This is a genomic window from Janibacter sp. LM (genome assembly GCF_039631275.1).
Taxonomy (GTDB): domain Bacteria; phylum Actinomycetota; class Actinomycetes; order Actinomycetales; family Dermatophilaceae; genus Janibacter; species Janibacter terrae.
In genome coordinates this window covers 12,278-26,261 of sequence record NZ_JBDIVG010000020.1, presented here as the reverse complement: position 1 = coordinate 26,261, position 13,984 = coordinate 12,278, and the positions used below count along the sequence as shown (strand labels likewise).

Below are 13,984 nucleotides of genomic sequence, written 5' to 3'. Positions count from 1 at the left end.
GCCCGGTCGACCGCTGTGGCTCAGCCCCTGACTGCTGCCTGGAGCGCCTCGACCTTGGTCGTCTGCTCCCACGGGAAGGGGTTGTCGTAGCCGGCGGCCTCGGTCCGGCCGAAGTGGCCGTAGGCCGCGGTCGGGGCGTAGATCGGGCGGAGCAGGTCCAGCTCCTCGACGATCGCGAGCGGGCGCAGGTCGAAGACCGTGTTGACGGCCACCTGGATCCGGTCGACGGGGACGGTCTCGGTGCCGAAGGTCTCGATGTAGAGGCCGACCGGCTGCGCGGCGCCGATGGCGTACGCGACCTGGACCTCGCAGCGGCCGGCGAGGCCGGCGGCGACGACGTTCTTGGCGACCCACCGCATGGCATAGGCCGCGGAGCGGTCGACCTTGGACGGGTCCTTGCCGGAGAAGGCGCCACCACCGTGGCGGGCCATGCCGCCATAGGTGTCGACGATGATCTTGCGGCCGGTGAGGCCCGCGTCGCCCATGGGGCCGCCGATGACGAACTTGCCGGTGGGGTTGATCAGGGTCCGGTAGTCGGAGGTGTCGAGCTCGACGCCCGAGTCCTTGAGCGCGGCCATGACCGGCTCGAAGACGTGCGCCTTGATGTCCGCCGGCAGCTGGGTCTCGTGGTCGACCTCGGCCGAGTGCTGGGTCGACAGGACGACGGTGTCGAGGCGCACGGCGCGGTCGCCGTCGTAGTCGATGGTGACCTGGGTCTTGCCGTCCGGGCGCAGGTAGTCCAGCTCGCCGCTCTTGCGGACCTCGGTGAGGCGCTGCGCGAGGCGGTGCGCGAGGAAGATCGGCAGCGGCATGAGCTCCGGGGTGTCCTGGCAGGCATAGCCGAACATCAGGCCCTGGTCACCCGCGCCCTGCTTGTCCTTGGGGTCCACGCCGCCGGTGCGGTTCTCGTAGGCGGTGTCCACGCCCTGCGCGATGTCCGGGCTCTGCTGGCCGATGGAGATCGAGACACCGCACGAGCGGCCGTCGAAGCCCTTGTCGGAGGAGTCGTAGCCGACGCCGTCGGCGATGACCGTGCGGACGAGCTGCGGGATCTCGACGTAGGCCTCCGTGGAGACCTCACCGGCGATGTGCACGAGCCCGGTGGTCACCATGGTCTCGACGGCCACGCGGCTGCGCGGGTCCGCCTCGAGCATGGCGTCGAGGATCGAGTCCGAGATCTGGTCGCAGATCTTGTCGGGGTGACCCTCGGTCACCGACTCTGAGGTGAAGAGACGTCCGGACACGCAGTACTCCCATGATCGTGGAAGGGCGGCCCAGGACCGCCCGGTACGGGCCCGGCCAGTCTAAGCACGCGCGCTCAGCGCGCAGCCGACACGCCCACGACGACGTCCCAGATGCCGTGCGAGACCTCGAGCTTGCTGGCGGGGCCGATCTCCACGACCGCCTCGCTGTCCCGGGTGAGCACGTGGACGCTCGTGTCGTCGGCGCCGAAGGTCTTGTCCGTCCCCACCTCGTTGACGACGAGGAGGTCGCAGCCCTTGCGGGCCAGCTTCTGCCGCCCGAGCTCGAGGACCGAGCCGGTCGCGTCCCCCGTCTCCGCGGCGAAGCCGACGAGGAGCGGTGCTGCCGACGACCCGCGCGCGGCGACGAGACCGGCGAGGACGTCGGGGTTGCGCACGAGCCGGATCGTCGGCGCCGCATCGGGGTCCGCCGGGTCGTGCGTCTTCTTGATCTTGCTCTCGGCGTAGTCCGCGGGCCGGAAGTCGGCCACCGCCGCGACCATGACGACGACGTCGTGGCTCGCGGCCCGGGCGGTCATCTCGGCCTGCAGATCCAGCGCGGTCTGGACCGGCACGACGGTGATCCCGTCGGGGACGGCCAGGGCGAGGTTGGCGGCGACGAGGGTCACCCGCGCGCCCCGGGCGGCGGCTGCCTCGGCCAGGGCCAGGCCCTGCTTGCCGGAGGACCGGTTGCCGAGGTAGCGCACCGGGTCCAGGGGCTCGCGGGTGCCGCCCGTGCTGATGAGCACGGTGCGTCCGGCGAGGTCGGGCCCGTGGACCGGGTCGGCGGACGGCGAGCCGCCCAGTGCCTCGAGGGCGGCGGCGTGGATCGCCTCCGGCTCGGGGAGCCGGCCGGGGCCGGTGTCGGCACCGGTGAGCCGCCCGGAGGCGGGCTCGACGACGGTCACGCCGCGCTCGCGCAGCGTCGCGACATTGGCCCGCGTCGCCGCGTGCTCCCACATCTCGGTGTGCATCGCCGGGGCGAGCACCACCGGGCAGCGGGCGGTGAGCAGGACATTGGTCAGCAGGTCACCGGCCAACCCGTGGGCGGCCTTGGCGAGCAGGTCCGCGGTCGTCGGCGCGACGACGACGAGGTCGGCCTCCTGGCCCAGCCGCACGTGGGGCACGTCGGTGATGTTGCTCCAGATGTCGGTCTGGACGGGCCGGCCCGAGAGGGCCTCCCACGTGGGGGCCCCGACGAAGCGCAGCGCGGCGTCCGTCGGGACCACGGTCACCTCGTGGCCCTCCTCCGTGAACAGGCGCAGCAGGAGGGCTGCCTTGTAGGCGGCGATGCCGCCTCCGACACCGAGGACGATGCGCACGAAGGGGGGTCCGCTCAGGCCTCGTCGGCGACGGGCGCGTCGGTGGCCGGGAGGAGGTCCTCGCCCTCGGGGGCGCTGGCCTCCTTGGTGAGCAGGCCCTCGTTGATCTCGCGAAGGGCGATCGAGAGCGGCTTGTCGTGGACCTGCGCGTCGACGAGGGGGCCGATGTACTCGAGCAGGCCCTCCTGCAGCTGGGAGTAGTACGCGTTGATCTGGCGGGCCCGCTTGGCGCCGTAGATGACGAGCGCGTACTTGCTGTCAGCCTTGGTCAGCAGGTCGTCGATCGGCGGGTTGGTGATACCGATGGGGTTGGCCGTGGTGCCGGACACGTCGGGGTGGTCCTGTCGTCGGGGTCAGTGGGATCTCATCAATGATACGAGTTCCTCGGCGGCACGACGAATGTCGTCGTTGACGATGACCCGGTCGAACTCGTTCTGGGCTGCCAGCTCGACCTTGGCGGTCTCCAGCCGGACCGCCCGCTCGTCCGCCGTCTCGGTGCCGCGGCCCTCGAGCCGACCGACGAGCTCCTCCCACGTCGGCGGGGCGAGGAAGACGAAGCAGGCGTCGGGCATCGAGGCCCGCACCTGCCGGGCCCCCTGCAGGTCGATCTCCAGCAGGGGGAGCTTGCCCGCCGCCAGGGCCTCCTCGACCGGCTGGCGCGGCGTGCCGTAGGAGGCCCTCCCGTGGACGACCGCCCACTCCAGCATCTGCCCGGAGGCGACCTGCTCGGCGAACTCGTCGCCGGACATGAAGCGGTAGTGCACGCCGTCGACCTCGCCCGGGCGTGGCGGCCGGGTCGTCGCGGACACGGAGAGCCACACCTCGGGGTGGTGCTCGCGGATCCAGGCGGCGACGGTGCCCTTGCCCACGGCGGTGGGTCCGGCGAGGACGGTCAGACGGGGGGTGCTCATGCCCGGGGGAACCTCTCCTGGAGTGCGGTGCGCTGGTGACGGCCGAGTCCGCGGACCCGGCGTGAGGCCGCGATCCCCAGCTCGTCCATGATCCGGGATGCGGTGACGGGCCCGACACCCGGGAGGGACTCGATGAGCGTGCGGACCCGCATCCGGGCCAGCGCGTCGTCGCTCCCGGCGTCCTCGAGGACCTGGGCGACCCCGGTACGACCGGCCTTGAGGTGCTCGCGCACCTCCGCCCGCCGGAGCCGGGCCGAGGCGGCCTGCTCCAGGGCCCGGGCACGCTGCTGCGGGCTGAGGGGCGGGATGCTCACGGCGTGCCTCCGGGGCGTCGGGTCGGCGATCCGGTCACCCTCTCACGCCGCGGTGATGTCGGCGACCTGCGTCGCCACCTCCCGGGCCCGGGCGCGGAGGGAGGACACGTCCGGCCCCGCCCGGAGCACGTCGCGGCTGCTGCTCGCGAGCACCTGGCCGAGCGCCCCGGCGAAGACCGAGCGCACGTCCGCGGCGGTGGCGCCCTGCGCCCCGAGACCGGGTGCGAGGATCGGTCCGCCCATGGCCGGCAGGTCGACGCCGAGGTCCGCGACGGCGGACCCCACGGTCGCGCCGACGACGAGGCCGACGCTGCCGAGCTCGCCACGGGAGCGGGCCCCGGCGTTGTCCGCCGCGGCGTCGTCGGCGATGGCGCCGGCGACGGAGCGGCCGTCGGCGAGCCGGGCGTGCTGCACCTGGGCGCCCTCCGGGTTGGAGGTCAGGGCGAGGACGAAGACCCCGCGACCGGTCTGGTGCGCGAGGTCGATGGCCGGGCGCAGGGAGCCGTACCCCAGGTAGGGGCTGAGCGTGATCGCGTCGGCGGCCGCGGGCGCGTCCGTGCCGAGGAAGGCCTCGCCGTAGGCGTCGACGGTCGTGCCGATGTCGCCGCGCTTGACGTCGAGCACCGTGAGGGTGCCGGCGTCCCGCAGATCGGTGAGGGCCCGCTCGAGGAGGGCCACCCCCTTCGCCCCGAAGACCTCGAAGAAGGCGGACTGCGGCTTGACCGCGGCCACCGCTCCCCCGAAGGCCTCGACGCAGGTCATCGTGAAGCGCTCGAGGCCGGCGAGGTCGTAGGTCAGGCCCCACGACTCGACGAGGCCCCGGTGCGGGTCGATGCCGGCGCACAGCGGTCCGTACTCGGCCATCGCGGCCTGCAGCCGAGCGCCGAAGGGCAGGGGGGGCAGCGGGTCGGCGCTCATGGCGTGAACCTCTCATGGGCGATCCCGACGACGTCGGACAGGCGGTCGAAGCCGCGCTCGGCGAGCAGCTGCTCGAGCTCGCGCCCGACGCGCTCGGGGGCGGTCGGGTCGTTGAAGGCGGCCGTCCCGACCTGGATCGCGCTCGCGCCCGCCGCGACGAGCTCGAGGGCGTCGCGGCCGTGCCGCACCCCCCCGACCCCGACGATGGGTGCGGTCCTGATCCGGCCGGCGCGCATGGCCCCGGCGACCTGCCAGACCGCCCGGACCGCCATCGGGCGGATCGCCGGCCCGGAGAGCCCACCAGTCGCCGCGATGAGGTGGGGCCGCAGGCGGTCGACGTCGATCGCGACGCCGAGCGTGGTGTTGATCATCGTCAGGCCGTGGGCGCCGGCCCGCAGCACCGTGTCGGCGATCTCGACGATGTCGGTGACGTCGGGGCTGAGCTTGGCGAGCATGGGCAGCCCGCGCGGGACCTCCTCGCGCACGAGCGTCATCACCTTGTGCGAGCTCGCGGGGTCGCACGCGAAGACGAGCCCGCGGTTGGCGACGTTGGGGCAGGAGATGTTGACCTCGATGGCGGCGACGGCGCTCGCGTACCGGCTGCGCACGACCGCGCGCGCGACACCCGCGAACTCCGAGGCCGTGCTCCCGGCGATGGAGACGACGACGCGGGCGCCGATCGAGTGCAGCCAGGCGAGGTCCTCCTCGACGAAGGCCTGGACGCCCGGCCCCTGCAGGCCGATGGAGTTGAGCATCCCCGAGGGGGTCTCCGCCATGCGCGGTGTGCCGCGCCCGGAGACGGGCTGGGCCTTGACCGACTTGGTGACGAAGGCGCCCAGCTGCGCCACGTCGATGAAGCGGTGCATCTCCCGGCCGTTGGCGGCGCAGCCGCTCGCGGTCATCATCGGGTTGGGCAGGCGCACCCCGGCCAGGTCCACCGACATGTCCACGGACACCGCGGACGCCGCGGACGTGGACGTGGACGAAGGGGGTGTCATCGGGCCTCCTTCGGCGCGCCGACCGCGTCGGCGGGCACGCGGCACAGGCCGTCCGCGAAGGCCTCCCAGCGCACGCGGTCGCCTCGGAAGACCGGGCCCTCGAGGCAGCTGCGGACCATCTTGGTCCTGCCCTGCGCGTCGCTCACGGGCATGACGCAGGTCATGCAGATGCCGACGCCGCAGGCCATGGCCTCCTCGACGGCGACCTGCGCGACGATCCCGTGTGCCTCGGCGATCTCGCTCATCGAGCGCAGCATGCCCATGGGCCCGCAGCCGTAGAGCACGCCGGCGCCCGTGCGGGTGATGAGGTCGGGCAGCACGTCCGAGACCCAGCCCTGCGTGCCGGCCGACCCGTCGTCGGTCGTCACGGTGACGCCGTCGGCGACCCTGCGGGCCTCGACGACGCCGAAGAGCCGGTCGGCCGAGGCCGCACCGAGGACGATCTCGACGGCGCAACCGCGCTCGCGCAGCTGCTCGGCCAGCCAGAAGAGCGGCGCGGAGCCGTAGCCACCGCCGACGAGGATGCACGGCACCGGCTGCGAGGGCAGCGGGAACCCGCGCCCGAGCGGACCGATGACGCTCACGCTCTCCCCCGCCTCGAGCGCGGTGAGCGCCTGCGTGCCGGGCCCGTGCGCCGCCACGACCACCTCGGTCGTGCCGCCGTAGGTGCCGGCCGGGCTCACCCGGTGGATGGAGAAGCTGCGGCGCAGCAGCATCGAGCTCGTCCCGTCACCGACGGACAGCGCCACGAACTGCCCCGGCCGCGCGATCTCGGCCAGACCCGGCGTGACGAGCGTCAGGTGCCGATAGGCGCCCACGGCGGCATTGCCCAGGACCTCGGCGTCGACCTGGACGACACCGGCCCCCTCGCGGGCCGCGATCGTGCGAGCCGTCACCGCCCCACCCCGTAGAGGTCGAGGTCGCGGGCGTGCTCCTGCAGGGGCTTGACCCGCAGCTCGCCGTGGATGCGCGACTCGATCGACTGCACGGCCGCGCCGAGCTGCTGGACCGTGGTGACGATCGGCTTGTCCATGGCGGTCGTCGCGGCGCGGATCGCGTAGCCGTCGGCGCGGGCGTGCTGCCCGGACGGCGTGTTGAAGACGACGTCGATCTCGCCGGCGAGGATCCGGTCGACGACGCTGACCTCCCCTTCGCGACGCTCGGAGTGCTTGGTGACGACCTCGCACTCGATCGCGTTGCGGCGCAGGACGTCCGCGGTGCCCTGGGTCGCGAGGATCGTGAAACCGAGGTCGGCGAGGCGCTTGATCGGGAAGATCATCGCGCGCTTGTCGCGGTTGGCCACGGAGACGAAGACCGTGCCGGTCGTCGGCAGCCCGCTCGAGAGCGACGCGAGCTGGCTCTTGGCGAAGGCGGCACCGAAGTCGTCGTCGATCCCCATGACCTCGCCCGTCGAGCGCATCTCGGGACCGAGCAGCGAGTCGACGACGTCGCCCTCCTTGGTCCGGAAGCGCTTGAAGGGCAGCACGGCCTCCTTGACCGACATCGGCGCGTGGGCCGGCATCGAGCCACCGTCGGCGTGGCGGGGCAGCATGCCCTCGTCCTTGAGCTCGGCGATGCTCGTGCCGAGCATGACGCGGGCCGCGGCCTTGGCCAGGGGCACGCCCGTGGCCTTGGCGACGAAGGGGACGGTGCGCGAGGCCCGCGGGTTGGCCTCCAGGACGTAGAGCACGTCCTGCGCGAGGGCGAACTGGACGTTCATCAGGCCGCGCACGCCGATGCCTTCGGCGAGGGCGAGGGTCGCCTCTCGCACCCGCTGCAGCTCGGAGGTGCCGAGGGTCGCCGGCGGGAGGGTGCAGCTGGAGTCACCGGAGTGGATGCCGGCCTCCTCGATGTGCTCCATGATCCCGCCGAGGTACATCTCGGTGCCGTCGTACAGGGCGTCGACGTCGATCTCGATCGCGTCGTCGAGGAAGCGGTCGACGAGGATCGGGTGCTCGGGGCTGGCGATCGCCGCCCGGGTGACGTACTCGGAGAGCGTGGCGTCGTCGTAGACGATCTCCATGCCGCGTCCGCCCAGGACGTAGGACGGGCGCACCAGGACCGGGTAGCCGATCTCGCCGGCGATCTCCACGGCCTCCTCCGCGCTGAAGGCGGTGCCGTGCTTGGGCGCGTTGAGCCCGGCCTCGTGGAGCACCCGGCCGAAGTGGCCCCGGTCCTCGGCGAGGTCGATCGCCTCGGGCGAGGTCCCGACGATGGGCACGCCGGCGGCCTTCAGCTGACCGGCGAGGCCGAGCGGCGTCTGCCCGCCGAGCTGGACGATGACGCCCGCGACGGGGCCGGCCTGGGTCTCGGCGTGGATGACCTCGAGGGCGTCCTCGAGGGTCAGCGGCTCGAAGTACAGGCGGCTGCTCGTGTCGTAGTCGGTCGAGACCGTCTCGGGGTTGCAGTTGACCATCACGGTGTCGTAGCCGGCGTCGCGCAGGGCGAAGCTGGCGTGCACGCACGAGTAGTCGAACTCGACGCCCTGGCCGATGCGGTTGGGCCCCGACCCGAGGATGATGACGGCCGGACGCTCGCGCGGCTCGACCTCCGTCTCCTCGTCGTAGGAGCTGTAGTGGTAGGGCGTGCGGGCCGCGAACTCCGCCGCGCAGGTGTCGACCGTCTTGTAGACCGGGCGCACCCCGAGGGCGTGGCGCACGCCGCGCACGACGGCCTCGTCCATCCGGCGCAGCCGGGCGATCTGGGCGTCGGAGAACCCGTGCCGCTTGGCCAGGCGCAGCACCTGCGGGTTGAGCTCCTCCGCGGCGTGCACCTCCTCGGCGACCGAGTTGATGAGCGCCATCTGGTCGAGGTACCAGGGGTCGATCTTGGTCGCCTCGAAGACCTCCTCGACCGACACGCCGGCGCGCATCGCCTGCTGCACCTGCACGATCCGGCCGTCGGTGGGCGTGCGTGCCGCCTCGAGGAGCTCGCGGCCGTGCTCGAGCGTGGGCTGGTCGCCGTCCCAGTGGAAGGCAGCACCCTTGCGCTCCGCGGAGCGCAGGGCCTTCTGCAGCGCCTCGGTGAAGTTGCGCCCGATGGCCATCGCCTCACCGACGGACTTCATCGTCGTCGTGAGGGTCGGGTCGGCCGCCGGGAACTTCTCGAACGCGAAGCGGGGCACCTTGACGACGACGTAGTCCAGGCTCGGCTCGAAGGCCGCCGGCGTCTCCTGCGTGATGTCGTTGGGCACCTCGTCGAGCGTGTAGCCGATGGCCATCTTGGCCGCGATCTTGGCGATCGGGAAGCCGGTCGCCTTCGACGCCAGGGCCGAGGAGCGCGAGACGCGGGGGTTCATCTCGATGACGATCATCCGGCCGTCGGCGGGGTTGATCGCGAACTGGATGTTGCAGCCACCGGTCTCGACGCCGACCTCGCGGATGACCGCGATGCCCACGTCGCGCATCTTCTGGTACTCGCGGTCGGTGAGGGTGAGCGCGGGCGCCACGGTGATGGAGTCACCCGTGTGCACACCGACGGGGTCGAAGTTCTCGATCGAGCAGACGACGACGACGTTGTCGACGTTGTCCCTCATCACCTCGAGCTCGTACTCCTTCCAGCCGAGGATCGACTCCTCGAGGAGCACCTCGGTCGTCGGGCTGTACTGCAGGCCCTGGCCGGCGATGCGGCGCAGGTCCGTCTCGTCGTAGGCGAAGCCGGAGCCGAGGCCGCCCATGGTGAAGGAGGGCCGCACGACGACCGGGTAGGTGAGGTCCTCCGCCGCCGCCAGGCACTCCTCCATCGTGTGGCAGATGATCGAGCGGGCCGACTCGGCGCCGCAGCGCTCCACGACGCCCTTGAAGCGCTCGCGGTCCTCGCCGAGCTCGATGGCCTCGACGCTGGCGCCGATGAGCGGGCAACCGTACTTCTCGAGCACGCCGGCCTCGTGGAGCGAGATCGCCGTGTTGAGCGCGGTCTGGCCGCCGAGGGTGGCGAGCACCGCGTCGGGACGCTCGCGCTCGATGATCTTCTCGACCACCTCGGGGGTGATCGGCTCGATGTAGGTCGCGTCCGCGAACTCCGGGTCGGTCATGATCGTCGCCGGGTTGGAGTTGACGAGGATGACCCGCACGCCCTCCTCCCGCAGCACGCGGCAGGCCTGGGTGCCGGAGTAGTCGAACTCGCAGGCCTGTCCGATGACGATCGGCCCGGAGCCGATGACGAGGACGCTCGTGATGTCGTCGCGCTTGGGCATCAGGCCTGGGTCTCCTTGGTGGTGGCGGTGGTGGTCTCGAGGAGGTCGACGAAGCGGTCGAAGAGGTACGCGGCGTCGTGCGGGCCGGCCGCCGCCTCCGGGTGGTACTGCACGGAGAAGGCCAAGAGCTGCCCCGCAGCACTCCGTAGTTCCAAGCCCTCGACGACGTCGTCGTTGAGGCACACGTGGCTCACGGCCGCGGCGCCGAAGGGGGTCTGCGTCACCTCGTCGAGGGGCGCGTCCACGGCGAAGCCGTGGTTGTGGGCGGTGACCTCGACCTTGTTGGTCGTCCGGTCGAAGACCGGCTGATTGATGCCGCGGTGGCCGTACTTGAGCTTGTAGGTGCCGAAGCCCAGGGCCCGCCCGAAGAGCTGGTTGCCGAAGCAGATGCCGAAGTAGGGCAGGCCGGCGCGCAGTGCCTCCTGGAGCAGGGCCACCTGGTCGCCCGCGGTCGCCGGGTCGCCGGGGCCGTTGGAGAAGAACAGGCCGTCGGGGCCGACCGCCATGACCTGCTCGAAGGTGGAGGTCGCGGGCAGCACGTGGACCTCGATGCCGCGCTCGGCGAGCCGCTTCGGGGTCATGGTCTTGATCCCGAGGTCGATCGCGGCGACGGTGAAGCGCTTGTCCCCCTTCGCCTCCACGACGTAGGGCTCGGTGGTGCTCACCTGGGTCGCGAGCGCGGAGCCGGCCATCTCCGGGGCGGCCTGCACCCGCTCCAGCAGGGTCGCCTCGTCGGCGAGGGCCTCGCCGGAGAAGATCCCGACGCGCATGGCGCCCCGCTCGCGCAGGTGGCGGGTGAGCGCCCGGGTGTCGATCCCGGCGATGCTGACGATGCCTTGCGCGGCGAGCTCCTCCTCGAGCGAGCGGCGCGAGCGCCAGCTGCTCGGGCGGATCGCGGGGTCGCGCAGGACGTAGCCGGCGACGTGGATGCGGGAGGACTCGTCGTCCTCGTCGTTCCAGCCGGTGTTGCCCACGTGCGGCGAGGTCATGACGACGACCTGGCCGCGGTAGCTGGGGTCGGTGAGGGTCTCCTGGTAGCCGGTCATGCCGGTGGAGAAGACCGCCTCACCGACGGTGGCACCGACGGCGCCGTAAGCCGTGCCGGCGAAGGTCCGACCGTCCTCGAGGACGAGGACCGCGGGGGTGGTGGTGTGGTGACTCAACTGATGACCTCTCCATCGGTGGCCGTGACGCGGCCGCGCAGGATCGTCGTGCGGACCCGCCCGGTGAGGGTGTGCCCGGCGAAGGGGGTGTTGCGGGACAGGGAGAGCGAGGTGGCCGGGTCGACGGTGACCCGCTCGCTCGGGTCGACGAGGACGAGGTTGGCCGGGGAGCCGACCTCGATCGCCCGTCCGTGGTCGGTGAGCCCGGCGATGCGGGCCGGGGCGTGGGACATCCGCTCGGCGAGCGTCGCGAGGTCGGTGCGACCGGAGCCGACCATCACGTCGTGCACGACGGAGAAGGCCGTCTCGAGCCCGAGCATGCCGAAGGCGGCGTCCGGGAAGGCGTGCTCCTTGTCGTGGCGGGCGTGCGGGGCGTGGTCGGTCGCGACGGCGTCGATCGTGCCGTCGGCCAGGGCCTCGCGCAGCGCCTCGACGTCCTCGGCGGGGCGCAGCGGCGGGTTGACCTTGTACACCGGGTCGTAGCCGCTCAGCAGGTCGGTCGTGAGCACGAGGTGGTGCGGGGTCACCTCCGCGGTCACGCGGGCCCCGCGACGCTTGGCCCAGCGCACGGCCTCGACGCCCTCGGCGGTCGAGACGTGAGCGACGTGCACGCGTGAGCCGGTGTGCAGCGCCAGCTCGGCGTCGCGGGCGATGATGCTCGACTCGGCGACGGCCGGCCAGCCGGTGAGGCCCAGGCGGCCGCTCAGCTCGCCCTCGTGGCAGCACGCGGCCGGGCCGGCGAGGGCCGGGTCCTGGGCGTGCTGGGAGATGACGCCGTCGAAGGCCCGCACGTACTCGAGCGCCCGGCGCATGACCCGCGCGTCGTGGACGCAGCGGCCGTCGTCGGAGAAGACCCTGACCTGGGCCCGGGAGCGGTGCATGAGACCGAGCTCGGCCAGCTCGGCGCCCTCGAGGCCCTTGGTCACGGCACCGATCGGCCGGACGTCGCAGTGCCCGGCGGCGACCCCGAGGTCGAGGACGCGCTCGGCGGCCTCGGCGGTGTCGGTGACCGGGCTGGTGTTGGCCATCGCGAGGACCGCCGTGAAGCCACCGGCGGCGGCGGCGGCCGACCCGGTGCGGACGGTCTCGGCGTCCTCCCGGCCGGGCTCGCGCAGGTGGGTGTGCAGGTCGACGAAACCGGGCAGCAGGACCAGCCCGTCGGCGTCGAGGCGCTCGGCCTGCCGGGTCGCGTCGGCGGAGGCGTCGGCCCCGAGCGCGACGACGGCGCCGTCGCGCACGAGCACGTCGGTGGCCGCAGCGCCCAGCGGGGAGGCCCCGGTGATCAGCAGGTCCCTCATGCGGCGCCCCCTTCGTCGGTCAGGCCGGAGGCCAGCAGGTGGTAGAGGACGCTCATCCGCACGGCGACACCGGCGCTGACCTGGTCGAGGACCAGGCTGCTCGCGGCGTCCGCCGCGTCGGCGGCGATCTCGAGGCCGCGGTTCATCGGGCCGGGGTGGCAGATGACCGCCTCGGGGTTGGCGGCGGTGAGCGCGGCGAGGCGGTCGCGGGTCAGGCCGTAGCCGACCGTGTACTCGCGGGCCGTGGGGAAGAACCCGCCCGACATCCGCTCGCGCTGGACCCGCAGCATCATCAGGGCGTCGACCCCGGAGTCGATGACCTCGTCGAGGTCGTCGCTCAGGGTGAAGCCGTCGGCCTGCGCCCAGCGCGCGGCCCCGCTCGGCATGAGCGTCGGCGGCGCGACGACCGTGACCTGCGCACCGAGGCGCGGCAGGGACAGGACGTTGGAGCGGAAGACCCGGCTGTGCGTGACGTCCCCGACGATCGCGACCCGCTTGCCCTCGAGCGTGCCGAGGCGCCGACGGATCGTGTAGGCGTCGAGCAGCGCCTGGGTCGGGTGCTCATGGGTGCCGTCGCCGGCGTTGACGACCGAGGTGCGCACGTCGGCCTCGTCGAACCAGCGGGCCACCTGGTGGGCGGCACCGGAGGCCTGGTGCCGCATGACGATCGCGTCCACCCCCATGGCGGCGATGGTGCGCACGGTGTCGCGGAGGGACTCCCCCTTCGACGTCGAAGACCCCTTGCCGGTGATGTTGATCGTGTCGGCGCTCATCCACTTGCCGGCGATCTCGAAGGAGCTGCGCGTGCGGGTGGAGTCCTCGAAGAAGAGGTTGATGATCGTGCGTCCCCGCAGGGTCGGGATCTTCTTGACCTGGCGATGCTGCACCTCGTGCATCTCGGCCGCGGTGTCGAGGACCTCGCGCAGGGCGTCGTCGCCGAGGTCGGCGACGGAGAGCAGGTGGCGGGTCATCGGGGGTCACCGCCCGAGATCGTCACGGAGTCCTCGACGCCGTCGTGCCCGGTGAGGCGCACGGTGACGCGCTCGGCCTGGGACGTGGGGAGGTTCTTGCCGACGTGGTCGGCGCGGATCGGCAGCTCGCGGTGCCCGCGGTCGACGAGGACGGCCAGGCGCACCGCCCGCGGGCGGCCGTAGTCGGACAGCGCGTCCAGGGCGGCGCGCACGGTCCGGCCGGAGTAGAGGACGTCGTCGACGAGGACGACGATGCGGTCGTCGACGCCGGCAGCGGGGAAGGTGGTCTGCTGCGGCGCGCGGGTCGGGCGGCCCCGCAGGTCGTCGCGGTACATCGTCACGTCGAGCGAGCCGACGGGTACCGAGGCGCCCTCGATCTCCGTCATGAGCGCTGCGAGGCGCTGGGCGAGCTCGACGCCGCGACTGGGGATGCCGAGCAGGACGACGTCCTGGGCCCCCTTGTTGCGCTCGACGACCTCGTGGGCGATGCGACGCAGCGCTCGGGCGACGTCGGAGGTGCTGAGCACCTCACGGGCTGGCGGCTCGGGGCCGACCTCTGGGGGCGTGTCCGGACACATGGGTGTCTCGAGACCTCCTTCTCTGCCTCACGGGACAGTGGTTAAAGGATGTCGATCGGCCCCGACTCTACCGTC

Annotated in this window: 13 protein-coding genes; all 13 read right to left on the bottom strand. The window is 72.6% G+C overall.

All coding sequences use genetic code 11. The features are described 5' to 3' along the window. Positions 1-20: 20 nt before the first annotated feature. The 13 genes from metK to pyrR all read right to left on the bottom strand — a co-directional run bounded on the left by metK (position 21) and on the right by pyrR (position 13,909). Positions 21-1,244 carry a methionine adenosyltransferase gene (metK, locus tag ABC138_RS11720; RefSeq protein WP_068421192.1) on the bottom strand — a complete coding sequence of 408 codons (1,224 nt, stop codon included), beginning with the start codon at positions 1,242-1,244 and terminating at the stop codon, positions 21-23. Between the two features lie 74 nt (positions 1,245-1,318). After that, on the bottom strand, positions 1,319-2,563 hold the full coding sequence (gene coaBC, locus ABC138_RS11715) for a bifunctional phosphopantothenoylcysteine decarboxylase/phosphopantothenate--cysteine ligase CoaBC (protein WP_345913769.1): 1,245 nt from the start codon (positions 2,561-2,563) through the stop codon (positions 1,319-1,321). Positions 2,564-2,577: 14 nt separating this feature from the next. Beyond that, positions 2,578-2,892 carry a DNA-directed RNA polymerase subunit omega gene (gene rpoZ, locus ABC138_RS11710; RefSeq protein WP_068421186.1) on the bottom strand — a complete coding sequence of 105 codons (315 nt, stop codon included), beginning with the start codon at positions 2,890-2,892 and terminating at the stop codon, positions 2,578-2,580. Positions 2,893-2,916: 24 nt separating this feature from the next. Further along, positions 2,917-3,474, bottom strand: coding sequence for a guanylate kinase (gene gmk / locus ABC138_RS11705; RefSeq protein WP_345913768.1), 558 nt, complete (start codon positions 3,472-3,474; stop codon positions 2,917-2,919). Next, positions 3,471-3,788, bottom strand: coding sequence for an integration host factor, actinobacterial type (mihF, locus tag ABC138_RS11700; protein ID WP_068323604.1), 318 nt, complete (start codon positions 3,786-3,788; stop codon positions 3,471-3,473). Before mihF ends, gmk begins: the two co-directional genes overlap by 4 nt. Before the next feature lie 42 nt (positions 3,789-3,830). Beyond that, the gene (gene pyrF / locus ABC138_RS11695) at positions 3,831-4,706 is read right to left on the bottom strand and encodes an orotidine-5'-phosphate decarboxylase (RefSeq protein WP_068323600.1); all 876 of its coding nucleotides are present in this window, start codon (positions 4,704-4,706) and stop codon (positions 3,831-3,833) included. After that, positions 4,703-5,704: a dihydroorotate dehydrogenase gene (locus ABC138_RS11690; protein ID WP_345913767.1), complete on the bottom strand. Its 1,002-nt coding sequence runs from the start codon at positions 5,702-5,704 to the stop codon at positions 4,703-4,705. Before ABC138_RS11690 ends, pyrF begins: the two co-directional genes overlap by 4 nt. After that, positions 5,701-6,600: a dihydroorotate dehydrogenase electron transfer subunit gene (locus ABC138_RS11685; RefSeq protein ID WP_338538019.1), complete on the bottom strand. Its 900-nt coding sequence runs from the start codon at positions 6,598-6,600 to the stop codon at positions 5,701-5,703. Before ABC138_RS11685 ends, ABC138_RS11690 begins: the two co-directional genes overlap by 4 nt. Then, positions 6,597-9,899, bottom strand: coding sequence for a carbamoyl-phosphate synthase large subunit (gene carB, locus ABC138_RS11680; RefSeq protein WP_345913766.1), 3,303 nt, complete (start codon positions 9,897-9,899; stop codon positions 6,597-6,599). Before carB ends, ABC138_RS11685 begins: the two co-directional genes overlap by 4 nt. Then, entirely contained in the window at positions 9,899-11,062 is a 1,164-nt protein-coding gene (gene carA, locus ABC138_RS11675; protein WP_068323596.1) for a glutamine-hydrolyzing carbamoyl-phosphate synthase small subunit, read from the bottom strand. Before carA ends, carB begins: the two co-directional genes overlap by 1 nt. Next, positions 11,059-12,360 (bottom strand): dihydroorotase, encoded by a 1,302-nt coding sequence (locus ABC138_RS11670; protein WP_345913765.1) that lies wholly within the window; start codon positions 12,358-12,360, stop codon positions 11,059-11,061. The genes carA and ABC138_RS11670 overlap by 4 nt, the downstream gene beginning before the upstream one ends. Beyond that, positions 12,357-13,331 carry an aspartate carbamoyltransferase catalytic subunit gene (locus tag ABC138_RS11665; protein ID WP_068323591.1) on the bottom strand — a complete coding sequence of 325 codons (975 nt, stop codon included), beginning with the start codon at positions 13,329-13,331 and terminating at the stop codon, positions 12,357-12,359. The genes ABC138_RS11670 and ABC138_RS11665 overlap by 4 nt, the downstream gene beginning before the upstream one ends. Beyond that, complete coding sequence (pyrR, locus tag ABC138_RS11660; protein ID WP_068323589.1) at positions 13,328-13,909, bottom strand: bifunctional pyr operon transcriptional regulator/uracil phosphoribosyltransferase PyrR; 582 nt, start codon at positions 13,907-13,909, stop codon at positions 13,328-13,330. Before pyrR ends, ABC138_RS11665 begins: the two co-directional genes overlap by 4 nt. Positions 13,910-13,984 lie beyond the last annotated feature (75 nt).